The sequence below is a fragment of the Mycobacterium sp. 3519A genome (assembly GCF_900240945.1).
Lineage (GTDB): Bacteria > Actinomycetota > Actinomycetes > Mycobacteriales > Mycobacteriaceae > Mycobacterium.
On the sequence record NZ_OESG01000014.1, the window covers coordinates 560,630 to 583,291 of the forward strand.

Below are 22,662 nucleotides of genomic sequence, written 5' to 3' on the forward strand. Positions count from 1 at the left end.
CGAATTGACTTACGCATCGATCTCCACCACCTGATCTCGAACCTTGCGACCGCGGCCGAATGCCAGCACCACCAGCAACACGACGGCCAGGCCGATCAACGTCGCCGAGATGGGCCGCTCGAGGTAGATGACCGGGCTGTTGTTCGACAGCAGCAGGGACTGCCGGATCGCGTTTTCGGCGATCGGTCCGAGCACGAAGGCGAGAACCAAAGGGGCAGGCGGGATGTCGAGTTTGCGCATGACATAGCCGAGCAGCCCGAAGACCACCAGCATGCCGACGTCGAAGATCGAGAAGTTGACGCTGTACACGCCGACGACCGAGATCAGCAGGATCGCGGGGTAGAGCACCTTGTACGGCGTGTTCAACAGCTTGGCGAAGAACGGCACCATCGGCAGGTTCATCACCAGCAGGGCGATGTTGCCCAGGTACATGCTGGCGATGATCGGCCACACCACGTCGGCGTGTTCGTGGAACAGCAGCGGGCCGGGGTTCAGCCCGTAGAGCACCAACGCGCCGAGAAGCACTGCGCCCGTGCCGGATCCGGGGATACCCATGGTCAGCAGCGGCACCATCGCACCGCCCGTTTCCGAGTTGTTCGCGGCCTCTGGCGCTGCGACACCCTCGATCGAGCCCTTGCCGAACTCCTCCGGCGTCTTCGACGTCTTCTTGGCGATGATGTAGGACACGAACGACGCGACCGTCGAACCCGCACCGGGCAGGATGCCGATCAGGAACCCGACGACGCCGCCCTGCAGCATGGCAGGAGTCGACTTCTTGATGTCCTGCCGGGACGGCAGCAGTTCACGGAACTTGCTTGGCACCTTGAACAGTTGCTTCTCGGTCTTGTCCTCGATGTTGATCAGCACCTCGCCGACGGCGAAGATGCCGACGGACAGCGCGATGAACTCGATGCCGCCGGCCAGTTCGATCTGGTCGCCGGTGAACCGTTGTGCGCCGGAGAACAGGTCGGTGCCGATGGTGGACAGGAACAGGCCGATGAACATCGCGATGAAGCCTTTGAGCATCGAGTCGCCGGCCAACATGATGACCAACAGGAGCGCGAACACCATCAGCGCCGAGTACTCCGGCGGACCGAAGTTGACTGCGACGTCGGCCGCGACCGGAGCGAGGAAGGTCAAGCCGATCACGCCGATGGTGCCCGCGACGAAGGACCCGATGGCCGCGATGCCGAGGGCCTTTCCCGCCCTGCCCTGTTTGGCCATCTCGTAGCCGTCGATACACGTGACGACGGATGAGGACTCACCGGGGATGTTCAACAGGATCGAGGTGGTCGACCCGCCGTATTTCGCGCCGTAGTAGATGCCGGCCATCATGATCAGGCCGGTCGCGGGATCGAATCCGGTGGCCAGCGGCAGCAGGATTGCGATGGTCGCGGGCGGGCCGAGGCCGGGCAGGATGCCGACGAGCGTGCCGAGTAGGCAACCGACGAGCAACCACAACAGGTTGGTCGGCGTGATCGCCGCCTGAAGACCGTGCAGCAGGCCTTCGACCGCGTTCACCGGTCAGCTCCGAAGTTGTTCAGTACCACAGGGTTCCTCCAGGCAGTTGCACCTCGAGCAAGGTGTCGAAAAGGAAGTACATGGCAGGCGGCAACAGCAGCAGCGTGATGATCAGCGGAATCGATCGAATCCGTTCGACGACGATCACCAGCAGCACCAGCACCTCACCCGCCACCAGGAAGCCCAGCGGCTCGATCAGGAACGCGCAGATTGCCAGCGCCAGCCACACCAGCAGGGCGCGGCCAAATCCCTTGAGAGACAAGGACAGCGTGGGCGCCTCTCCGCTGCGCGCCTTCGGGCCGAACAGCCACACCGCGGACAGGGCCAACCCCAGCCCGATCAGACACGTGGTGAGCAGGACCGGGAGGTAGCCCGGCCCGGGTTCGTTGTTCGCACCGCGGAACTCCAATTCGGTGCGACTCTTGTAGAGCAGCCAGGCTCCGACGCCCGCGATGACAAGGCCGAGTACCACATGGACCAGGCGGGTGCGCCGGGCCTCGCGGTCGTGGACGCTGTCATCGGGAGGGCTCGGCTCCGGCGAGAGCTGTTCGGCGGGCCGAACGATCTCCTTCTCCATGCAGACCTCTTTGTCGGATGTCTTGTACGCGGAAAGAACTTCTGCTGTGAGAAAACTTAGGAGGGTCTGTCCACTGTGTCAAGCATCACTTTCAGCCCACCACAAGGGAGATGTTGCATGCCCGACCTCGGGTGCCGAGCGACTGTACGATTCTTCTATGCAGAAGACGCGACCGGAGAGCGAAACCGGCCCCGCCTACCCGATCGCTTCGGTCAACAACGCGCTGTTGTTGCTGCTGTTGTTCCGAGAGCAGCCACGGGTCCGGCTTACCGACGCATGCAAGTACCTGGGGGTGGCGCATTCGACGGCCCACCGCCTGCTCGCCATGTTGGCGCACCACGGCTTTGTGCAGCAGGAACCGGTCACCCGGGCGTATGTCGCGGGTCCGGCGCTGGTGGAGGTCGGACTGGCGGTGGTGGGCTCGCTCGACGTCCGCGAGCAGGCGAGGCCCGCCATGGAGGAGCTTGCCGCGGAGACCGGCGAGACCGTGCACCTCGGTGCGCTCGAAGGAAACCAGGTCCGCTACGTCGACGGGGTCGAGTCCGAACGCGCGCTGCGGGTGGTCGCACGGACCGGAACGCTGGCGCCCGCGCATTGCACCTCGCTGGGCAAGGCTCTGCTGGCCCAGTTGACCGATGAGCAGGTGTGCCGGTTGTACCCGACGTCGGCCGAACCATTCCCGGCCCGCACGGACAAGTCGATTACCAGCCAGGCCAAGTTGTTGAAGGAGTTGGCGAAGGCCAGGATGCGCGGCTATGCCGTCAACTCGGGCGAGACCGAGGAGGATGTGGGCTCGGTGGCCGTCGCGTTTCGCGACTTCGCGGGCCGGCCTGCCGCCATCGCCGTGGCGGCGCCGACGAGTCGGCTTACCGCGCAACGCGTTTCACGCATCGGCGAGCTGATGATCGACACGATCTCGCGGACGCCGATGTCGCCGGGTGCTCAGGCGCCTGCGGACTGAGCACCGCGGCGGGCGCTTGCGAAGCCCGATGCGGCGGTCGCCAGCATGACCACCGCCAGCAGCACGAACGCCGCCTCGACTCCCCACACCCCTGATATCGCACCTGCGACCGCGAGAATGAACGCCTGCCCGACGCGATTGGTGGCCACCCGCAGGCCCAGCGCCGAGCCTCTGCTGGTGTCGTCGACCAGGTTGACGACCCAGTCCATGGTGGTGGTCTGTGACAACCCGAGCGCGAAGCCGAGCACCGACATCGCGATCATCATCGGCGCGAGGTTGCCGCTGATCGCGAGGACCAGCAGGCAGCAGGCGGCGACCGCGGTCGCGACCACGGTCAGCCGCACATTCGGGATCCGGCGGACGAATAACGGCGTCGCGGCCCGCGCGAGCAGGGCTCCGCTGGAACTGATGCCGAGCAGGATGCCCACCTGTGACGAGGTGAGCCCGACGGCGACGCCGAGCAGTGGCACGTAGACCAACAGCAGATCGACACCGCTCTTGGCGGAGAAACTCGTCATCAACGCCGCGGTCATTCCTTTTCTGCGCAGCAGACCCCACACCCGTTCGGCTTTGCCCTCACGCACGGTCGAGGGCTGGATGCGGGTTTTCAGCGCGATCGCGGCGGCGGGCAGGCCCGCCACGAAGGCCCACGCCGCGACCAGCAGGGCCGACGAGGTCGAGGAGACGCTGGGCTGTTCGGTGTGGCCGATGATCACGCCGCCGAGGACCGGTCCGATGATCTGGCCCAGCGCCGAAACGGTGGTGAGGGTACCGAACCTGCCGATGCGCGCGATCGTGCTGTCGGCCTGGGCCATGATGCTCTGTCCACCGATGGTCGCGGAGGTGTGTCCGATGCCGAGCGTGGTGGTGGCCAGCGCGATGGCCCAAATCTGTTCCGCGACAACAAGGGCGAACGCCGATGCGGCCCCGATGGCAAGTCCGAGGCCGAGCATGACCGCTGGGTGGTGGCGCTCGGTCCACCGGCCGAGGCCGACGGCAAGCACGATCGGCGGGACGGCGAAACATGCGGCCGTCACGCCGACCGTGGCACCGTCAGCGCCGAGGGCGAGTAGTCGGTACGTCGACACCGGCCGGGCCAGGGTGACCGCGACCTGCAGCAGGAATATCCCTGCGATCGTGCCGAGGAGCCACAGCGGCGGAAGCGAGCGGCTCCTGGTGCTCAGAACTTCCAGCCACGCTCCGGCGTGGCGACGTCGACCTCGACACCGTCCGGATCACGGAACTTGAAGAACCGCGGCGGGTCTGCCGCTTCTGCACCGTAGACCTCGATGCCGCGGTCCTTGAGCGCGCGCACGACGGCGCCGGTGTCTTCGATCGTCACGCCGATGTGGTTGGGGCCCATCGCGCCGTAGGTCCATTCGGACCGCTCGATCTCCGGGTTGGGTTGCAGCAGCGAGTAGTTCACCTCGCCGTCGCTGAGGTCGAGGGCCTTGCCGGGGTAGTGGCCGGGGGTCCGTGCGTCGCCGAGACGCTTGAAGCCCAGCACGTTCTCATAGAACTCGGCGGTTCGCTCGAGGTCTTGTACAACGATTCCGAGGTGTCTGATGCGCACTGCTGTCTCCCTGTTCTGCGGTGAGTAACCATCTTCCGTACTGAGGAAAGTGTTTCTGCAAATCAGACTCTAGGGCTGTCCGGGGTCTGAGTCAACGACGTGTCAGCGGCGTTCGTACACGACCTGGCCCGCGACAACCGTCGCGGCGACCGTCTGCGGGTCGAGTTCGTCGAGCACCTGTGCCGGCGGCGCGGATAGCACGATCAGGTCGCCGGGTTCGCCGACCGCGAGGGTCCTCGGGTCGGCGGGCGCGTCGGCAGACCCGCAGAACATCGTCAGCGCCTGGTCCGCGCGGACGCATTCTCGCGGGCCGAGTCGTGCGCCCCCGGCAGTGGTTCTGGCCACGGCCGCGCGCATGGTTGCCCAAGGGTCGCCGCCGCCGAACGGCATGTCGGTGGACAGCGCGACCTTCACCCCTGCCTGCAGCAATGACCGCAGTCGCCACAGTTCGTGGTGTTCCTCGGCGGGGACGTCGGTCAGATACTGGTCGCCGCGCTCGGCGACGAAGTTGGGTTGGGTCACGACGGTGACGCCGAGGTCGGCCAGCTCGGACACCATGCCGTCGGGCACCACAGCCGCGTGCTCGATGCGATCCTGCGGGTGCACACCCGCCGCACGCAACGCCGACAGCGTCACGACCAGTTGCGCGGCCGTGACGCAGTGCACGGCGACCGGGGCCTCTTCGGCATGCCGTTCGGCGATCCACGCGGTCAGTTCGTCGAGATCCAGTTCCGTGTCGTGCAGGATGCGCTTGCCCGGCGCCAGGCAGTGCACGCGCTGCAGCAGTTCACCGTGGCGATGGGCCTGCATCAGTTTGACCACGTCGCCGACTTCGAGGCCCGGTGTCGCGTCGGTGACGCCGGTGACGCCTACCGCGGCGAGCATGCGGCTGACGTCGGCCAGTCCACTTTCGTTGCGTTGCAACGTATCCGACCAGCTACGGTCGGCGCTGTGCAACCGGCCGTCGGGATGGTCGGCCAGTCCGACCCTGGCCAGTCCCGCGGAGTTCAGCGTCCACAGCACACCGCTGCGGTGTTGCACGCGCACCGGCAGCGGTGGGGACACCTCGTCGAGCACGGTGCGGTCGAGTGGTCCGGCGACGGCCTCGTGGTAGCCGACGGCCCTGATCCAGCCGTCGCCGCCGACGGGGGCGGTGGCCAACGCGCGGGCCAGATCGTCGCGGCCGCGCACTTCCGCGGGTCCGACGCGGGCGGAGGTCAGCGCCGCGGCGGCCGAGCGCAGGTGGACGTGGTGGTCGTGCAGGCCGGGGATGGCGGTGGCGCCCGCGGCATCGAGCACCTGCTCCCCCGGGTCGGGTGCGAGTTCGCCGATGCCGAGGATCCGCTCGCCGACGCGGATGTCGACGGTGATGCCGTCGAGCAACGTCGCGCGCTGAATCAGCATGTCGCCAACAGGCTTTCGACCTTTGCGTTGTCCGCACCGAGTGGTGCGGCCGGACGCGAGAGGAGCGGCGGCGCGGTGCACTCCACGCGGGCGGTGCGGTCGTCGGCGGCGTACGTGGCGGCGATGGCCGCCATGGACAGTTCGATCAGTTCGCCGCCTCCTCGGCTCAGCGACTCCGCGACCGCGAGGGCGGCGTGTAGGCCGGTCAACGGGTCGGCGATCGCGTCGCCGCAGAACTGCGGGGCGTCCGCGGTGCCGTCGACCAGGCCGCCCGAAACCGCGGCGTCGTCACCGAACGCCACCCAGTTGGCGCGCTCGCCGTCGGTGCCGTGTCCGGTGATCCGCAGCCAGACCTGGCCGTCGCGCGAGGCGGGCCCGAGGCCGCGGTGTTCGAGCGCCGCTGGCCGCGACGACTCGATGACGACGTCGGCGGTGTCGAGCAGGTGCCGTAGCGCCGGGTCGTCGAAATCGACTGCGTACGAAAGCTTTCCGTTGTTCATCCAATCGAAGAACGCCTGCGGACCTGCGCGGGTGCCGTCGGGCCTGGCGCGGGTCTCCACCTTGACCACCGTTGCGCCTGCCCGCGCCAGCAGTTGACCGCACAGGGGTCCGGCCCACATCGAGGAGAGGTCGGCGACCAACAGCCCTTTGACGTTGCGCGGGCTGACCGGTGCGCCGAGCGTCGTGAAAAGTGGTGGGGCGGGCGTTGTTTCACCCAGCGCGGCGACAGGAAGGCCGAGCAGGCGGGCCCGCGCGGTGACGTCGGCGGACGTGGTCGACACCGCCCAGTCCTGCACGGCGGCCCAGGGTTCGGCCGCGTCGGATTCGACCAGCGCGGGCACGAGGTCGATGTCGTCCTGCCGCGAAAGGGTCAGCGCGCACCAACCGTCGGCGCTGCGCATCAGCCTGGTGGCCCCGCCCGCGGAGACCGGGCCCTGCGGCGACAGCCCGAGCAAGGCGGCGCGGCCCGCGATCAGTTCACACCCGTCGATCCGCACCCCCGTGCAGTCGCCGAACGCGTCGGCGGTGCGCCGCGCCCTGCTCAGCACGGCGTCCGGGATCCTCATACCGCCATTGTGCTCAGAACTGCAGCGCCGAGAACCTCCAGTCCAGCACTTTCCGATCAGGCTCGCCGGTGCCTTTCCCCCCAGTCGCTGCGCTCCTACCCCCTGGGACCGCGTACACCTGCGACCTCAACTTCAGGACCCCCCCACGATCGTCCGGCAACGGATCCGCCGCCTCGACGTGCACCTCGCTGTGCAGGGTGTCGCCTTCGTGTACCGGACCGATGTGGTCGCAGGACTCCCAGCCGAGCACGGTGACCAGATTGGGCAGCAGTCGCGTGGTCTGCGCCAGCGCCAGTCCGATGGTGTGCCCGCCATACACCAGCCGCTGCCCGCCGACCCGCCAATCATGGTGGGTGGCAGCGACATTGAGCGTCAGCCGGGCCAGCTCCGGTGCGCTGGTGACCACGTCGGCCGTGCTCTGCAGCACCGCGCCTGCCATGCCAGGGTCGAAATGTGCACCCGGCACTCGCGCCCGGTACACGTCGGCGTCCCAGTCGGAGGTCGGATCCGGCGGCGTGGTGAGTTCCGCGCCGATGTTCGCGAGGTTGTCGTTGTGCCCGGTTTCGCGGTCGGCGCTCAACGGCAGCATCGCGCAGCGATAGAAGTCGAGCACCAGGCGGCCGACCTGGTCGACGGTGGTCATCCGCAGCGCCGCCAGTCCGGTCGGGGCGCGACCCGGTTTGGCCGAGTTCTGCTTGAGGCCCACCACCTCGGTCCGGGTGAACAGGCTGTCGCCGATGACGGGATAGCGGTGAAACTCCAGCCCTCGATAGAACAGATTGGCCTTGACCCGCAACGTCGCCAGCGTGCTCTGGCCGATCGCCACATCGCAGACCAACGCCGGGTGCGCGAGCGGCGCGGTCGCCCCGGTGACCGCGTAGGCCAGTTGCGCATCCAGTGCGAGCCGCAGGCGGTCACCGATGATCGCCTGGTGCACGCCTGCGGCGCCTTCACTCAAAGTCATCGACGGCGCCGAGTCGAAGACCTGACCGACCTCGAGGTCGTCGAAGTATGGGCCGCTCACGAGCGCTGATGTTGCCATTTGGTCGGACAAAGTGTCAATATGGCCGTACAAATGGATGCAGAAGAAGCCATGCTGGTCGAGACGGTGCGGGCATTCGTCGACCGGGATGTGAAACCCACTGTCCGCGACGTCGAGCACGCCAACACCTACCCCGAGGCGTGGATCGAAGAGATGAAACGCCTGGGGATCTACGGGTTGGCGGTGCCCGAGGAGTACGGCGGGGTGCCGGTGTCGACTCGGTGCTACGTGCTGGTCACCCAGGAACTCTCGCGGGGATGGATGAGCCTGGCGGGCGCGATGGGCGGCCACACCGTGGTCGCCAAGCTGCTGACACTGTTCGGCACCGACGAGCAGAAGCGCACCTACCTGCCCGCGATGGCGACGGGTGAACTACGGGCCACCATGGCGCTGACCGAACCCGGCGGCGGCAGCGATCTGCAGAACATGAAAACCACCGCGTTGGCCAGCGGCGACGAGTTGGTGATCAACGGTTCCAAGACTTGGATCAGCAACGCGCGGCGGTCCGGACTGATCGCTCTGCTGTGCAAGACCGATCCCGCGGCCAAGCCCGCGCACAAAGGGATTTCGGTTGTCCTCGCCGAACACGGTGAGGGCCTGACGGTGTCGCGAGATCTGCCCAAGCTGGGCTACAAGGGTGTCGAGTCGTGCGAGTTGACGTTCGACGACTATCGGGTGCCGACGTCCGCGATCCTCGGTGGCGAACCGGGCAAGGGCTTCGCGCAGATGATGAAAGGCCTTGAGACGGGCCGCATTCAGGTGGCGTCGCGCGCGCTGGGCGTGGCGTCGGCGGCGCTGGAGGACGCGCTGCAGTACGCGCAGGATCGGGAGAGTTTCGGCCAGCCGATCTGGAAGCACCAGGCCGTCGGCCACTACCTGGCCGATATGGCCACCAAGTTGACCGCCGCCCGCCAACTCACCTTTTATGCCGCCGACCGCTACGACGCGGGCGAACGCGCCGACATGGAGGCGGGCATGGCCAAACTGTTCGCCTCCGAGGTGGCCATGGAGATCGCGTTGAACGCCGTCCGGATCCATGGCGGCTACGGCTATTCCACCGAATTCGACGTCGAACGGTACTTCCGCGACGCGCCGCTGATGATCGTCGGTGAAGGCACCAACGAGATTCAACGCAACGTGATCGCGAGTCAATTGGTGGCGCGCGGCGGAATCTGATGAAACCCGCGTACCAGGTGCTGCGCGAACGACTGCGCGACGAGATCGCCGCGGGCCGGTACAGCGACGGAGCCCGACTGCCCACCGAATCGGAACTGGTTGCGCAGCACGGCTTGTCGAGGCAGACGGTGCGGCGGGCATTCCAGGACCTGGTGGCAGAGGGTGCGGTGTACCGGGTGCCTGGCCGCGGCACCTACGCCAGCGAACCGGAGCGGTATCTGCGCCAACTCGGGTCGATCGAGGACCTGATGAGCCTGTCCGACGACACCTCGATGGAGGTGCTGGCGGGGTTGCGGCGCCGCGTCGACGTCGATGCGGCCAGCAGGCTGCGCCTGGACGACGACGTGGTGTATTCGGTGGTGTTCCGGCGACTTCACGACGGCGTTCCGTTCGTGGCGACGACGGTCCACCTGGTGCCATCGGTGGCGCAGCCCGTACTGGAATCGTTGACCGACGGCACGGTGAGTACCCACACGGTGATCGGCTTGCTGGAGCCGCATCTGGCCGAGCCGATAGCCGAAGCGGCGCAATCGATCACGGTGGCGCCCGCCGACGACGCCGTTGCCGGTGCGGTCGGGTGTCAGCCGGGGCATGCCATGCTGCGGGTGGACCGGTTGTATTCGGACGCCGGCGGCAGGCCGGTGGAGTTGTCGGTCAGCCACTTCCTGCCCGAGCAGTACACCTACCGGGTGACGCTGCGCAGATCGGGCTGAGCGGGCGGGTAGAACGCGCGGGCCCAGGCCCGCAGGTCGCGATGTTCGTCGGCCTCCGACGGCGCCAACGCGGGACGGTCGAGATAGCGCAGGTGCGACCAGATTTCGACATCGGCGGGCAGCATCCGCTTGGCGGCGGCCAGGCGGTCGTCGTAGTCGAGGTCTTCGGACACCCAGTAGGTGGCGAAGATGTCGGTGTTGCTGTCGTCGACCGGCGTCGGGCAGATCGAGATGATCTGCATGCCGTCGCCGTGGTCTTCGCAACTGAAGCTCAAACCCAGCCCGTACCAACATATCTCGACGGGATCGCCGCCACCGAAGCCGATGGTGGCATGCCAGCTGGAGGCGTCGGACCGCGACGCGAGCAGGGTCGGGCTGACCGGGACCTTGTGCACGAACCGGTAATGCTGTCGGTCGACCGAGCTTTCGGCGACCACCTGCGGATGCACCGTCACACCGGCGAAGAACTGTTTCTCGTCCGGCCCGATCGGGCGGAACCAATGCTTGCCGATCCGGCAGTCCATTCCGCCCCACGCCCGGGGCGCGGGCCACGCGGGCTGTCGGCGCCGCAGATCATGCCACACGTAGATGCACTCGTTGAGTTCCGCCGTCGGCCAACAGCGCACCCGCCCGTTGTCGTCGGCGCACGGTTCGTACGGGATGCGGACATTGCGTCCGTCGTCGCCGCTCCACACCCAGCCGTGGAACGGGCACTGGATACCGCCCTCGACCACGCAGCCGCCCCTGGACATGTCGGCGCCCATGTGCTGACAGTGCGCGTCGAGGACACGCACAACCCCGTCGAGATCGCGGAAGGCCACCAACTCGACACCGAAGTAATGCAGCGGCTTGACGTCGCCGACCTCTAGGTCGGCACTCCAAGCGACCTGGAACCAGCCAGTGGGTCGCATGCTGGGCAACCCCATGCCGATTAGCCTGCCACTGTTGGCCGCTAGCCGCTGCGACACTCGTCGATCAGCCCCCACCGCAGGGCGGTCGCCGTGTCGATGGTGCAACCGGACAGCACCAGATACGCCGTCCGCCACCGGCCGATGCGCCGGGTGATGCTCACCGTCCCTCCGGCGCCGGGGATCAGACCCAGGCTGAGCTCTGGAAGCCCGAACACGGCGTCGGGATGCGACCGCACCCAGCCGCAGTAGGCGGCCATCTCCAACCCGCTGCCGAGCACCTGGCCGTGCAACTCGGCGCGGCAGTTGCGGCCAAGGCGGGCGGTCAACTCGTCGAGCACGAGTGCAGGGCTGTGACGGGTGCGGGACAGGTGTGCGGTGGCCGGATCGGCGAAGGTGCCGAACTCGGCGAGATCGCCGCCGCTGCAGAACGAGGGGCCGTTGCCGGTCAGCAGCACCTCCGTCACCGAGGGGTCCAGCCGGGCAACCTCGAGCGCCTCGAGCAGCGCCGCGCGCATGTCGGTGGAGAACGCGTTGTGCCGCTGCGGGCGATTGAAGCGGACGTGCAGACGTTCGCCGATGCGGTCGGCCTGTACGGGGTCCTGCAGGTCGGGCACGGTGGCGGGCCCGCGTTCGGCGAGCCAGCGCGCGAACTCCGGACCGGACTGCAGGGTCGAGTAAGCCAGCGATTCGGTGACGACCCCCGAGCGGGTTGGGCCTGCCGGATCGATCGAGCGCAACACGTCGTCGCAGACGGCGGCCGCCTGCGGCCAGCGCGCGCAGCGCTCGGTGAGTTCGGCCAGCGCGTAGGACACCGAGGGCACGGTGATCGCGCGACGGTCGTCGCAGTCGTTTTCGGTCAGCGTGAATGTCGCGTCGTCGGAAGGCGTGCCAACGGCGAGGAGCACACCTCCCGACAGCTCGATCACGAGTACTTGTTTATCAGCTCCTGCTTGTACAGCTTGCCGGTATCGGTGCGCGGCAATTGCGCTTCGAACGAAATCGACCGCGGACACTTGTAGTGCGCCAACCGATCCCGCAGCCAGCCGAGCAGATCCTCGCCGAATTCGTCGGTGGCGTCGGCAGGATCGACCGTCTGGACGACGCCCTTGACGCTCTGTCCCATTTCGTCGTCCGGGATGCCGAACACCGCGGCGTCCATCACCTTGGGGTGGGTCACCAGCATGTTCTCCGCCTCCTGCGGGTAGATGTTCACCCCGCCGGAGATGATCATGTGGTGGCGCCGGTCGGTCAGGTACAGGTAGCCGTCCTCGTCGAGATAACCGATGTCGCCCACGGTTTTCCAGCCGTGCGCATCGCGTGACTTGGCGGTCTTCTCCGGATCGTTGAGGTATTCGAAGTCGAGGCCGCCCTCGAAGTAGATCTCACCCGCCTGGCCCGGCGGCAACTCGTTGCCGTCCTCGTCGAGGATGTGCAGTACGCCCGCCATCGGCTTGCCCACCGACCCGGGATGCGCCAACCAGTCCTCCGCGGTGATCAACGTCGACCCGATCGCCTCCGATGAGGCGTAGTACTCGTCGACGATCGGCCCCCACCAGTCGATCATCTGTTTCTTGATCTCGACGGGGCACGGTGCGGCGGCGTGCATCACCCGCTTCAGGCTGGACAGGTCGTAGCGCTCGCGGACGGCTTCGGGCAACTTCAGCATCCGGGTGAACATCACCGGCACGAACTGGCCGTGGGTGACGCGGTGCTGCTGGATCGCCTGCAGACAGCCCTCGGCGTCGAACTTCTCCAAAACGACGGTCGTGATGCCGCCTGCCTGAATCTGCATCGACCACACCGATGGCGCGGTGTGGTACAGCGGGGCGGGGCTGAGGTAGACGGCGTCGGGATCGAGCCAGAAGCTGACCAACATCGACATCAGGCCGGGCACTTCGTCGGGCGGCAGGTGCGGCAGTTCGCGTTTGATGCCCTTGGGGCGGCCGGTGGTGCCGGAGGAGTACTGCAGCAGGTCGCCTTCGATCTCGTCGTCGATGGGCGTATCTGGTTGATCCGCAACGCATTCCGGGTAGCGGTGCCAGCCGTCCAATTCGCCATCGGCGATGATCCGCAGCGGAGGCACGGTGTGCTCGGCGAGGTTCTCGCACGTCTTCTTCAGCGCAGCGGAACCGACGACGGCTTTGGCGCCGCTGTTGTCGATGATGTAGGCGACCTCGGCCGCGGTCAGATGGGTGTTGATCGGGACGTAGTAGAGCCCGCAGCGCCGCGCCGCCCACATGACGGCGTGGAAGTGCTCGTTGTTCTCCATCAGGATCGCGACAGCGTCGCCCTCGCGCAGGCCGTGCCTGCGGAAGAAGTGGGCCAGCCGGTTGGCCCGCGCCTCGAGTTCGGCGAACGTCAGCACCGTCCCCGACGGATGGATGATGACGGCCGGTTTGTCGGGGTGGGCCTCTGCGTGTTCCCGAATCTGCATATGCCGACTTTACGATGATCAACTTGACAGGTGTCAAGACCCCCGTGTTCACCCTCCCTGTGCTGCGCGAATCTACGATTACGGCACCGGGGGGATCGGGGGTGCGCGATGGCCGATGCAGGTCAGCCGCGCCCGCCGTCGGGCGTGTTGACCTTCTTCTTCACCGATATCGAAGGCTCGACGCGGCGGTGGGAGACCGACGCCGCGGCGATGCGGACAGCGCTCGAAACGCACAACGAGGTCCTGCGCGGGGCGGTCGAAGGCCACGGCGGTTCCGTGTTCAACTACACCGGCGACGGCATGTGCGCGGTGTTCACGTCTCCGCGCTCGGCGGTCGATGCGGCCGTCGCCGCGCAGCGGTTGCTGGAGCTTCCGGTGCGGATGGGCATCGCCACCGGAGAGGCGGAACTCCGCGGCGGCGACTACTTCGGCACCGTCCTCAATCGAACCGCGCGGATGATGTCGGCCGGCCACGGCGGTCAGATCCTGCTCGACGGCGCAACGGCGGGCCTGGTCTCCGGGCTGGACCTGATTGCCCTCGGCTCAAAGCGGTTGCGCGACATCGCCGGCCCCGTCGACGTGTACCAGGTCCGGGCGTCCGGTCTGCGGACCGACTTCCCGCCGCTGGCGACCGTCGACTCCGTCCCGGGAAATCTGCGGCTGCCGCCAACCAGTTTTGTCGGCCGCCAGGCCGACGTCGCGGAGGTCGAGACGGCGTTGAAGGCGCACCGCATGGTGACACTGACCGGTGTAGGCGGAGTCGGTAAGACGCGACTGGCGTTGGAGGTCGCGTCACGTGCGGCAACCGATTTCGCGGACGGTGTGTTCGTCGTCGAGCTGGCCGCCGTCGACGATCCGGCCGCTGTGCCTGAGGCGGTGGCCGCCGCGATGGGCATCACGCAACAGGCGGACCAGAACATGTCCGACAGTCTCGCCGCGGCGCTGGAGGGCCGGTCGCGATTGCTCGTCTTCGACAACTGCGAGCACGTTCTCGATGCGACGGCCGATGTGATCGACGCGATCTTCGCCAAGTCGCAGTCGGTGCAGATTCTCGCGACAAGCCGAGAAGGGTTGGGGCTCAACGACGAACAACTATGGCCTGTCCCCTCCCTCGACGTCGCCAACGGCGTCGACTCGGCCGCGGTGACCCTGTTCATGGACCGCGCGCAGACCGTCTCACCCAACGCCTCGATGTCGGCGCCCGACGAGGCCACCGCCGTCGTGGAGATCTGCCGTCGACTCGACGGCATCCCACTGGCCATCGAACTCGCCGCATCGCGAATGGTCTCCATGACCGCGGTCGAGGTGCGCGACCGACTCGACGATCGATTCCGTCTGCTGGTCGGCTCACGGCGCGCGCTAGAACGACACCAGACGCTGCGGCACGCGGTGCAGTGGTCGTACGACCTGCTCGACGACACCGAACGGGACCTACTGGCAAGGTGTTCGGTGTTCTCTTGCGGATTCGATCTGGGCGGTGCATGCGCCGTCGGCGAGTCCGCCGACGAACTGGCGACCCTCGATGTTCTCGACGCGCTGGTGCGGAAGTCGCTTCTCGTCGCGGATCGATCCACATCCCGGACCAGGTACCTGATGCTGGAGACCATCCGCCAGTTCGCGGCGGAGCAGCTGACCGCCACTGACGCGGCCGACGCCGCCCGTCTCGCGCACGCGAGGTACTTCGCGGAACGCGAGGCCGACGTGATGACCACCTGGGCTGGTCCACGACAGCGCGAGGCTTACGAATGGTTCACCACCGAACTGGCGAACCTGCGCACCGCGTTCCGCTTCGCCGCGGACAGAAACAATCTGGACGTCGCAGCCCCGATCGCGGTCTGCGCGGCGCTGCTCGGCTATTACGTCGAGCAGTACGAGCCGTTCGGATGGGCGGAGGAACTCCTGGAATCCGCACGGGCCGTGGCGCACCCGCGCCTTGCGCAGCTCTACATGACGGCGGCCATGTGTTATCTGACCGGTCGAAACGACAACTTCCTCGCCTATATGACAGCCGCCGAGGAAGCCATCGACGACGGGCGCTTCGACGCGGTGCACGTCGGACTCCATGCCGCGATCGGCGGCGGTTGGCTCTACTCAGCCAGCCCCGAACGGTGTGTCGAGTGGGCCCGACGGTCGCTCTCGAGGTGGCCGGAACATCGCCTGTGGATGCTCCCGCACCTGGTCTTCGCGTATACCTTCGCGGGAGCGCATGAGGAGGCGCAGGCGGCGTCAAAGGAGTTGTTCGCCGTCGTCGACACCGTCGACAATCCGACACTGGTCACCGGAGCGCTGTTCGCGTATGGGTACATCGAGCGCAAACGCAACCCCGAGGCCGCGTACGAGGCGCTTCAGCGCGCGCTGGCGGTCTCCCAGGCCGTCGGTGTTCGGCAGATGGAATCCGTTCTCGCCTCGACCTTGTCGAGCGTGGCGTTCGATCACGCGGACCCGGCGAACGCTCTCGAATACCTGTCGCTGGCGATCCGGACGTATTACGACTCGGGCAGTCTGACGTTCATCTCGGGTCCGCTCGGCCTTCTCACGGTCGTCTTCGACCGGCTTGGCTGTTATGAGCAGGCGGCCAAGATCAGCTCGTTCGACGCTTCGGCGATATCCCAGGCGACGTTTCCCGAAATCACAAGGGCCACAGCGCATCTACGGGAGGTGCTCGGCGAGCAGACGTATCTGTCACTCGCGCGTGCGGGCGCGGAGATGACCTACGCCGGCAGGGCGACATATGCGCTGGAGCAGATCGAGATCACGCGCGCCCGCCTCCAGCAAACGTAAAGCGACCTGTGGATCTGCCCCCAAGCATCTGTGCGGACTGATTCCAGCGCAGCAACGGCGGTAAATTCGCTTGAGTGCGTAAGTACTTCGCGATGATCGGTGCATCCGCTGTGGCCGCCGCCGCGGCGGTCGTCGCGCTGAACGCACCCGTACCGCAAAGATCGATCAACGTGTGCGCGCTGCTGCCGGGCGTGATGGAAGCATGCCAACCCCCGGACGTCCGCAGAAGCGCCTTCGTCCGCAAGACCAACCCGCCGACCGTCACCCAGGTGGCTCCGAACTGACGAACAGACGCAAAAGTGCCCAAAATCCAACGGATTTGGGCACTTTTGCGTCTTTTCGCGGAAGACTAGTCGGCTTCGGCCAACCGGTGCTTCAGCGCGTCGAACTCGTCCTTGATGCCGGTCGGCAGCTTCTCGCCGACGAACTCGAACCACTCCTCGATCAGCGGGATCTCCTTGCGCCACTCGTCGACGTTGACCGCCAGCGCGGCGTCCACGTCGGCGGGGTCGACGTCGAGCCCCGACAAATCCAGATCCCCGGCGGTCGGCACGATGCCGATCGGCGTGGTCTTGCCGTCCGCCTTGTGCTCGACGCGGTCGATGATCCACTTCATCACGCGGCTGTTCTCGCCGAAGCCCGGCCACAGGAAGCGGCCGTCCTCACCGCGACGGAACCAGTTGACGAAGAAGATCTTCGGCATCTTCGACTCGTCGGCGTTCTTGCCGATGTCGATCCAGTGGGCGAAGTAGTCGCCGACGTTGTAGCCGAGGAACGGCAGCATCGCCATCGGGTCACGCCGGACGGTGCCGACCTTGCCTTCGGCGGCGGCGGTCTGCTCGGAGCCGAGCGTGGCACCGATGAAGACGCCGTGCTGCCAGTCGCGGGCCTGCGTCACCAGCGGCACCGTCGTCTTGCGGCGGCCACCGAACAGGATCGCCGAGATCGGCACACCCTGCGGGTCGTCCCACTCGGGAGCCAGCGTCGGGCACTGCGACATCGGGGTGCAGTAACGCGAGTTCGGGTGCGCGGCCGGCTCGTCGGAGTCGGGCGTCCAGTCGCGGCCCTTCCAGTCGATCAGGTGCTGCGGGTCGCCCTCGAGGCCTTCCCACCAGATGTCGTTGTCGTCGGTCAGCGCGACGTTGGTGAAGACGGTGTTGCCCGCGTCGATGGTCTTCATCGCGTTCGGGTTGGACTTCCAGTTGGTGCCGGGTGCGACGCCGAAGAAGCCGAACTCGGGGTTGACCGCGTACAGCCGGCCGTCCTTGCCGAACCGCATCCAGGCGATGTCGTCACCGATGGTCTCGGCGCGCCAGCCAGGAATGGTCGGCTGCAGCATCGCGAGGTTGGTCTTGCCGCACGCCGACGGGAACGCCGCGGCGACGAAGTACGCCTTGTTCTCCGGGCTGATCAGCTTCAGGATCAGCATGTGCTCGGCGAGCCAGCCCTCGTCGTGGGCCATCGCCGAGGCGATGCGCAGCGAGTAGCACTTCTTGCCGAGCAGCGCGTTGCCGCCGTAACCCGAGCCGTAGCTCCAGATCTCGCGGGTCTCCGGGAAGTGGGTGATGTACTTCGTGTCGTTGCACGGCCACGGCACATCCTTTTGTCCGGGCTCGAGCGGTGCGCCCACCGAATGCAGCGCCTTGACGAAGAAGCCGTCGGTGCCCATCTTGTCCAGCGCGGCCTGACCCATCCGGGTCATGGTCCGCATCGACACGACGACATATTCGGAGTCGGTGATCTCGACACCGAGTTTGGGGTCCTCGGCACCGAGCGGGCCCATGCAGAACGGCACCACATACATGGTGCGACCACGCATGCAGCCGCGGTAGAGGTCGGTCATGATGCCGCGCATCTCGGCCGGGTCCATCCAGTTGTTGGTCGGGCCGGCGTCGATCTCACGCTCGGTACAGATGAAGGTGCGCGACTCCACCCGCGCTACGTCGGACGGGTCCGACAACGCCAGGTACGAGTTCGGCTTCTTTTCTTCGTTGAGTTTCTTGAAGGTTCCTGCCGCCACCAGCTGTTCGCACAGCCGCGCGTTCTCCTCGTCAGATCCGTCGGCGAACACCACGCGGTCCGGCTGGGTGAGCTCCGCGACCTCGGAGACCCAGGCGAGCAACTCCTTGTGCTTAGTCGGGGCGGTGTCCAGACCTGGAATGGTCGCTGCTGTCATCAAAACTCTCCTGCGTAGGTTTTTGCCAGGACGCAGGCCCCGATGCGCCGATCAAGTGGGAACGGCGGCACATCCGGTCGTCCCTGTACCGAGGTTAACGTGGGTCACATTCCCGCGGTTAATTGGGAGCATGTCCGATCACTCACAGGAACGATTCAGATGCGCAATCCGTGGCGTTGTACCGATTCAGTTCTCAACTGACTACATATATAGGTAGCTAGTCCGTCCGGACCGCCGCGCCGTACAGCTCATTGCGCACCGCATCGAGGGCCTGCCGCAGCGGCGGCAGCCTGCGGTCCCGCGCCACCGCCGCCTTGGCGGTGGCCGCCGCATGTTCGCGCAGTTCGGCGTCGATCTCGGCGATCCGGTCGGCCGCGGCCGTGCTCTCCATCTCGTCGCGAGCCGCGAGCGCCGTGGCGAGCGTGGTCTCCGCCGACAGCACCCGGGTGGCCACCCGCTCCTCGACCGTCGCGCGCAGCGCGGCGGTCACGTCGGTGACCCAGCGGTCCAACACCGCCCGGTCCTGCAGCAGGCCACGGATCCCGACCACCCAGACCGTCAGGAGCAATCCGACCAGGCCGCCCGCCGCCAATCCCGCGATCGTCAGCCCTGGCGCGAGCCCCGCGAACAGGCGGGTGGTCGCGAGCGCGACCCCGAAGCCGAAGCCTGCACCCAGGACCATCGTCAGCTGCGTCTCCAGCCGCCGGGACTTCACCGGTGGGCGGGTCACCTCTGGTTTGACCGCAGGCGGGGGCGGTTCGGGCGCCGACAGTCCGAGTTCGGTCGCGACGTCGCCGAGGTGTGTGGTGATGCCCTCGTCCACCTCATCGATCACCTCGTCGACGCGGGTGTGCACGTAGGACTCGAAGGCGCCGAGCTTTCGCCGGTTGACGTCGGCGGCGTCCTCCTGCAGTTCGGCCCGCACCGATGTGCAGCGGTTGCGCGCGAAGTAGGTCAGCTGCACTCGGGCCTGCTGGATCTGGCTGCGCAGCGCGATGGTGTGTTCGGACTTCGAGAGGCGCCTGCCTCTCAGGATGTCGTCGCGGCTCTTTCGCAGCGACGTCACTCGCGCCTGGCGGTCCGCGCCCTCGGCCTCGGCCTGATAGCGGTCGATCACCGCGGTGAGCCGGACTTCCCACGCGCGCAACCTATTCCGCCGTGGCACGTCAGGATCGCCGAGCCGCTGGCGCAGCACGCCGACGAGGTCGTCGAGCCTCGGTTCGCCGAGATCCGGCGCGGCCGCCGCGCCCACCCATCGGACATGCTCGTAGCGTGGCGCACGCGCCGCGAGCAACGCGCGATCGGCGGCCAGCACGTCGCGCCAATTGCGGTGCGCGTCGATCTTGGTCACCACACCGACGATCAGGTCGGTGTAGTTCGCGGCGAGATCCAGTAGAGCGCAATCGGATTCGGTCAACGAGGCGATCGCTGACACCGCGAACACCACCGCGGTCGGCGCATGCGCGGGGCCCAGCTCGTCTGATTCGACGAACGTGTGCTCCGGCATCCGCTCGCGCAGCGCGGCGATCAGGCTGCTGGTACCCGCCAGCCACGGGCCCGTCACGAGCACCACGTCCCTGGTCTGCACGCCGGGCGACGTCAGCCCCGGATTGACGGCCGCGACCACGGCATCGGCCTTGGCCACCGGATCAGACATGGACCTGCCCGAGCAGACGCAGTGAGCCCCGCGCGATATCGGCGCCGCATTGCCGGTGCAGCGCGCTGACCGGTCCCAGGCTGTAGCGCCGCCAATGCACCGCGCGACGCAGATGCGCCGCCGCGTCCTGGCTGCGGTCCACACCGACTCCCGCGGCCTCCAGCACGTCGACCGCCGCCGTCATCGCGGCCAGCACAGCCGCGTCGGCGGTGAGCAGTCGGCTGAGCCCGTCGTCCCCGAATTGCACAGCCAGAGCATGCAATTCAATGATCGCGGCCCGCAACCGGAGATACCGCACCTGCGCGCCCGCGGCGTGGATGTGTGCAACCACCCGGTCGATCTGGCTGGCGCGCCGCAGCGCCGCTGACACGTCGCCGCCTTCATCGAGCGTGAGCAGCGCGCGGGCGATGCCGAACCGGTCCAGCGACGCGAGCAGTCGTCGGCGCAGCACGGGCGTCAGCGAATGCCGACACGAGACGAACCCGTCCGTCGACGTCATGTCCGCGGGCTCGGCGAGCAGCGTGTGCAATGCCCGCATCAACTCGTCGTCCAGTTCGGCGGTGGCCAGCAGTGCGACCATCGGCACCGTCGGCACCCCCGTCTGCGCCCGCAGGTCGGCGGCGCGCCGATTTGCCCGCGGCAGCGGGCCGCCGTCACCGAGGCCGGTCAGGTCGGCCTTGTTGAGCACCGTCACCACCGGCCGGGCGGCGGCTGCCAACGCGGCGCGGTCCTCGGGTTTGAGGGTCTCCGCGATCACCAACACGTGCACATCGGCACCCGTTGCATCGGCCGTGACGGCGACGCCGGCGGCCGCCAGTGCTGCCGCCGCAGTGCTACGTCCGACGCCGTCGCGACCCAGCACAGCAACCCGCAGCGGATCCGTCAGACGTGCTATGACACGAGATAACCGCGGATCGTTGCGGTGCTCAGCGAATCGCAGCAGCGTATCGACGAAAATCTGGCGGCCTTCCCGAGTGGTGCCGTCATCGTGGCACCTTCGGGCCCGGGTCGCGAACGGTTGTCCCCAGTACCAGTCGAAGGCAACTGTTGCGTATCAATCTGCACCACGATGCGGGTACTCAGCTTGTTATGAGCGACCATGGACGGATGCAAGCGCCCGGGTCCGATGTCGCCGGCTGTCCGGCTCCGGGGTCCGATGTCGCCGGCTGTCCGGCTCCGGGGTCCGATGTCGCCGGCTGCCCGGCTCCGGGGTCCGATGTCGCCGGCTGCCCGGCTCCGGGGTCCGACGTCCCCGGGCCGCATTTGCATCGTCGGGTCACCAGCTTCCGGGCCAGGCGGTCGACCCTGTCCGGCGGCCAGCAGGCCACCTGGGAGCGGCTGTGGCCCGTTATGGGCATGCAGGCGCGCGACGCCGACGGACCCGCCCCGCTGTTGGACACCGAAGCCTGGTTCGGCCGCTCGGCGCCGGTCGTCCTGGAGATCGGCAGCGGCACCGGCATCTCGACACTGGCGATGGCCAAGGCCGAACCGCATCTCGACGTGGTGGCGGTCGAGGTCTACAAGCGCGGCCTGGCCCAGCTGCTGTCCGCGATCGACCGCGAGGGCGTCACCAACATCCGCTTGATCCGCGGCGACGGCGTCGACGTGCTCGAGCACATGTTCGGACCGGACTCACTGACCGGCGTCCGAGTCTTCTTCCCCGACCCCTGGCCGAAGGCGCGCCACCACAAACGCAGGCTGCTGCAGCCTGCGACGGTCGCGCTGATCGCCGATCGCCTGCGGCCCGGCGGCGTGCTGCACGCCGCCACCGACCACGCCGGCTACGCCGAACAGATCGCCCAGGTGGGGGACGCCGAACCGCGGTTCCGCCGCGTCACCGAGCAGCAGGCACTGCCGATCTCGGTACAGCGACCTGTGACCAAATACGAAGGCAAGGCCCAGCATGCGGGCAGTGCCGTTGCCGAACTGCTCTGGGAGAAGCAGCCATGAGTCTGACCGAAGACATCCGGCACGTAGATCCGCAGACAGACGACGTGGCGCCGCCGCAGCCGATGCCGACCGATGCGACCGCCCGCGTGCTGCTGGTCTGGGACGCGCCCAACCTGGACATGGGCCTCGGCTCGATCCTCGGCGGCAGACCCACCGCCGCACACCGGCCCCGATTCGACGCCCTCGGCCGTTGGCTGCTGTCCCGCACCGCCGAGTTGTCGTCCACCCGTCCGGACCTCACACTCGAGCCGGAGGCGACGGTGTTCACCAACATCGCCCCAGGTAGTGCCGATGTTGTTCGACCGTGGGTGGAGGCATTGCGTAACGTGGGTTTCGCGGTCTTCGCAAAACCGAAGATCGATGAAGACAGCGACGTCGACAGCGACATGCTCGACCACATCGCACTCCGGCGCAGCGAGGGGCTGGCCGGCGTGTTGGTGGCTTCCGCCGATGGTCAAGCGTTCAAAGCGCCACTGGAGGAAATCGCCCGCGAGGGCGTGCCTGTGGCGGTGCTGGGATTTCGCGAACATGCCAGTTGGGCGTTAGCGTCGGATACCTTGGAGTTCGTCGATCTGGAAGACATACCTGGTGTTTTCCGGGAGCCGTTACCGCGAATCGGCCTTGATTCGCTGCCCGAGCAGGGGGCTTGGCTGCAGCCATTCCGGCCGCTGTCCTCCCTACTGGCCTCGCGCGTGTAGACAACTGGAAATGCGCGGGTA

General features: G+C 67.3%; 20 protein-coding genes. 7 read left to right on the plus strand and 13 right to left on the minus strand.

Features of this window, described 5'->3' with window-relative positions:
• Positions 1 to 9 precede the first annotated feature (9 nt).
• Positions 10 to 1,521, minus strand: coding sequence for a tripartite tricarboxylate transporter permease (locus C1A30_RS23810; protein WP_101950813.1), 1,512 nt, complete (start codon positions 1,519 to 1,521; stop codon positions 10 to 12).
• A gap of 19 nt (positions 1,522 to 1,540) precedes the next feature.
• Positions 1,541 to 2,098 carry a tripartite tricarboxylate transporter TctB family protein gene (locus C1A30_RS23815; protein WP_101950814.1) on the minus strand — a complete coding sequence of 186 codons (558 nt, stop codon included), beginning with the start codon at positions 2,096 to 2,098 and terminating at the stop codon, positions 1,541 to 1,543.
• Between the two features lie 157 nt (positions 2,099 to 2,255).
• On the opposite strand from C1A30_RS23815, the gene C1A30_RS23820 reads away from it, so the two are divergent.
• Positions 2,256 to 3,059 (plus strand): IclR family transcriptional regulator, encoded by an 804-nt coding sequence (locus tag C1A30_RS23820; RefSeq protein WP_101950815.1) that lies wholly within the window; start codon positions 2,256 to 2,258, stop codon positions 3,057 to 3,059.
• Here the strand turns inward: C1A30_RS23820 and C1A30_RS23825 are convergent.
• The 5 genes from C1A30_RS23825 to C1A30_RS23845 all read right to left on the minus strand — a co-directional run bounded on the left by C1A30_RS23825 (position 3,041) and on the right by C1A30_RS23845 (position 8,145).
• Positions 3,041 to 4,252 carry an MFS transporter gene (locus C1A30_RS23825; RefSeq protein WP_101950816.1) on the minus strand — a complete coding sequence of 404 codons (1,212 nt, stop codon included), beginning with the start codon at positions 4,250 to 4,252 and terminating at the stop codon, positions 3,041 to 3,043. The two genes, C1A30_RS23820 and C1A30_RS23825, sit on opposite strands and share 19 nt — an antisense overlap.
• Positions 4,240 to 4,632: a VOC family protein gene (locus C1A30_RS23830; protein ID WP_067809307.1), complete on the minus strand. Its 393-nt coding sequence runs from the start codon at positions 4,630 to 4,632 to the stop codon at positions 4,240 to 4,242. The genes C1A30_RS23825 and C1A30_RS23830 overlap by 13 nt, the downstream gene beginning before the upstream one ends.
• Before the next feature lie 102 nt (positions 4,633 to 4,734).
• Positions 4,735 to 6,036: an amidohydrolase family protein gene (locus tag C1A30_RS23835; RefSeq protein ID WP_101950818.1), complete on the minus strand. Its 1,302-nt coding sequence runs from the start codon at positions 6,034 to 6,036 to the stop codon at positions 4,735 to 4,737.
• The gene (locus tag C1A30_RS23840) at positions 6,030 to 7,103 is read right to left on the minus strand and encodes a CoA transferase (RefSeq protein ID WP_101950819.1); all 1,074 of its coding nucleotides are present in this window, start codon (positions 7,101 to 7,103) and stop codon (positions 6,030 to 6,032) included. Before C1A30_RS23840 ends, C1A30_RS23835 begins: the two co-directional genes overlap by 7 nt.
• Positions 7,104 to 7,116: 13 nt before the next feature.
• Positions 7,117 to 8,145: a MaoC family dehydratase gene (locus C1A30_RS23845; protein WP_200828411.1), complete on the minus strand. Its 1,029-nt coding sequence runs from the start codon at positions 8,143 to 8,145 to the stop codon at positions 7,117 to 7,119.
• A gap of 21 nt (positions 8,146 to 8,166) precedes the next feature.
• On the opposite strand from C1A30_RS23845, the gene C1A30_RS23850 reads away from it, so the two are divergent.
• Positions 8,167 to 9,321 carry an acyl-CoA dehydrogenase family protein gene (locus tag C1A30_RS23850; RefSeq protein WP_101950821.1) on the plus strand — a complete coding sequence of 385 codons (1,155 nt, stop codon included), beginning with the start codon at positions 8,167 to 8,169 and terminating at the stop codon, positions 9,319 to 9,321.
• Complete coding sequence (locus tag C1A30_RS23855; protein WP_101950822.1) at positions 9,321 to 10,034, plus strand: GntR family transcriptional regulator; 714 nt, start codon at positions 9,321 to 9,323, stop codon at positions 10,032 to 10,034. The genes C1A30_RS23850 and C1A30_RS23855 overlap by 1 nt, the downstream gene beginning before the upstream one ends.
• Here C1A30_RS23855 and C1A30_RS23860 read toward each other — a convergent pair.
• The 3 genes from C1A30_RS23860 to fadD4 are packed head-to-tail and all read right to left on the minus strand — an operon-like array spanning position 10,004 to position 13,379.
• Positions 10,004 to 10,960, minus strand: a complete 957-nt coding sequence (locus tag C1A30_RS23860; RefSeq protein WP_101950823.1) for a Rieske 2Fe-2S domain-containing protein — start codon at positions 10,958 to 10,960, stop codon at positions 10,004 to 10,006. The genes C1A30_RS23855 and C1A30_RS23860 overlap by 31 nt on opposite strands.
• Before the next feature lie 26 nt (positions 10,961 to 10,986).
• Positions 10,987 to 11,871 carry an enoyl-CoA hydratase/isomerase family protein gene (locus tag C1A30_RS23865; protein WP_101950824.1) on the minus strand — a complete coding sequence of 295 codons (885 nt, stop codon included), beginning with the start codon at positions 11,869 to 11,871 and terminating at the stop codon, positions 10,987 to 10,989.
• A complete protein-coding gene (gene fadD4, locus C1A30_RS23870; RefSeq protein ID WP_101950825.1) occupies positions 11,868 to 13,379 on the minus strand; it encodes a fatty-acid--CoA ligase FadD4 in 1,512 nt (503 codons plus the stop codon). The genes C1A30_RS23865 and fadD4 overlap by 4 nt, the downstream gene beginning before the upstream one ends.
• Positions 13,380 to 13,487: 108 nt before the next feature.
• On the opposite strand from fadD4, the gene C1A30_RS23875 reads away from it, so the two are divergent.
• Both C1A30_RS23875 and C1A30_RS23880 read left to right on the plus strand, forming a co-directional pair.
• On the plus strand, positions 13,488 to 16,160 hold the full coding sequence (locus C1A30_RS23875) for an NB-ARC domain-containing protein (protein WP_101950826.1): 2,673 nt from the start codon (positions 13,488 to 13,490) through the stop codon (positions 16,158 to 16,160).
• Between the two features lie 74 nt (positions 16,161 to 16,234).
• The gene (locus C1A30_RS23880; RefSeq protein WP_101950827.1) at positions 16,235 to 16,444 is read left to right on the plus strand and encodes a hypothetical protein; all 210 of its coding nucleotides are present in this window, start codon (positions 16,235 to 16,237) and stop codon (positions 16,442 to 16,444) included.
• Positions 16,445 to 16,509: 65 nt separating this feature from the next.
• Here C1A30_RS23880 and C1A30_RS23885 read toward each other — a convergent pair whose 3' ends face one another.
• The 3 genes from C1A30_RS23885 to C1A30_RS23895 form a co-directional block, all read right to left on the minus strand.
• On the minus strand, positions 16,510 to 18,336 hold the full coding sequence (locus tag C1A30_RS23885) for a phosphoenolpyruvate carboxykinase (GTP) (RefSeq protein ID WP_101950828.1): 1,827 nt from the start codon (positions 18,334 to 18,336) through the stop codon (positions 16,510 to 16,512).
• Positions 18,337 to 18,553: 217 nt separating this feature from the next.
• Positions 18,554 to 19,993, minus strand: a complete 1,440-nt coding sequence (locus C1A30_RS23890) for a hypothetical protein (RefSeq protein ID WP_101950829.1) — start codon at positions 19,991 to 19,993, stop codon at positions 18,554 to 18,556.
• Entirely contained in the window at positions 19,986 to 20,933 is a 948-nt protein-coding gene (locus C1A30_RS23895; protein WP_235010359.1) for a hypothetical protein, read from the minus strand. Before C1A30_RS23895 ends, C1A30_RS23890 begins: the two co-directional genes overlap by 8 nt.
• Positions 20,934 to 21,082: 149 nt before the next feature.
• Here C1A30_RS23895 and trmB point away from each other — a divergent pair, with 149 nt between their 5' ends.
• Both trmB and C1A30_RS23905 read left to right on the plus strand, forming a co-directional pair.
• A complete protein-coding gene (trmB, locus tag C1A30_RS23900) occupies positions 21,083 to 21,943 on the plus strand; it encodes a tRNA (guanosine(46)-N7)-methyltransferase TrmB (protein WP_101950831.1) in 861 nt (286 codons plus the stop codon).
• 62 nt (positions 21,944 to 22,005) lie between these two features.
• The gene (locus C1A30_RS23905) at positions 22,006 to 22,641 is read left to right on the plus strand and encodes an NYN domain-containing protein (RefSeq protein ID WP_235010361.1); all 636 of its coding nucleotides are present in this window, start codon (positions 22,006 to 22,008) and stop codon (positions 22,639 to 22,641) included.
• The last annotated feature ends 21 nt before the right edge of the window (positions 22,642 to 22,662 follow it).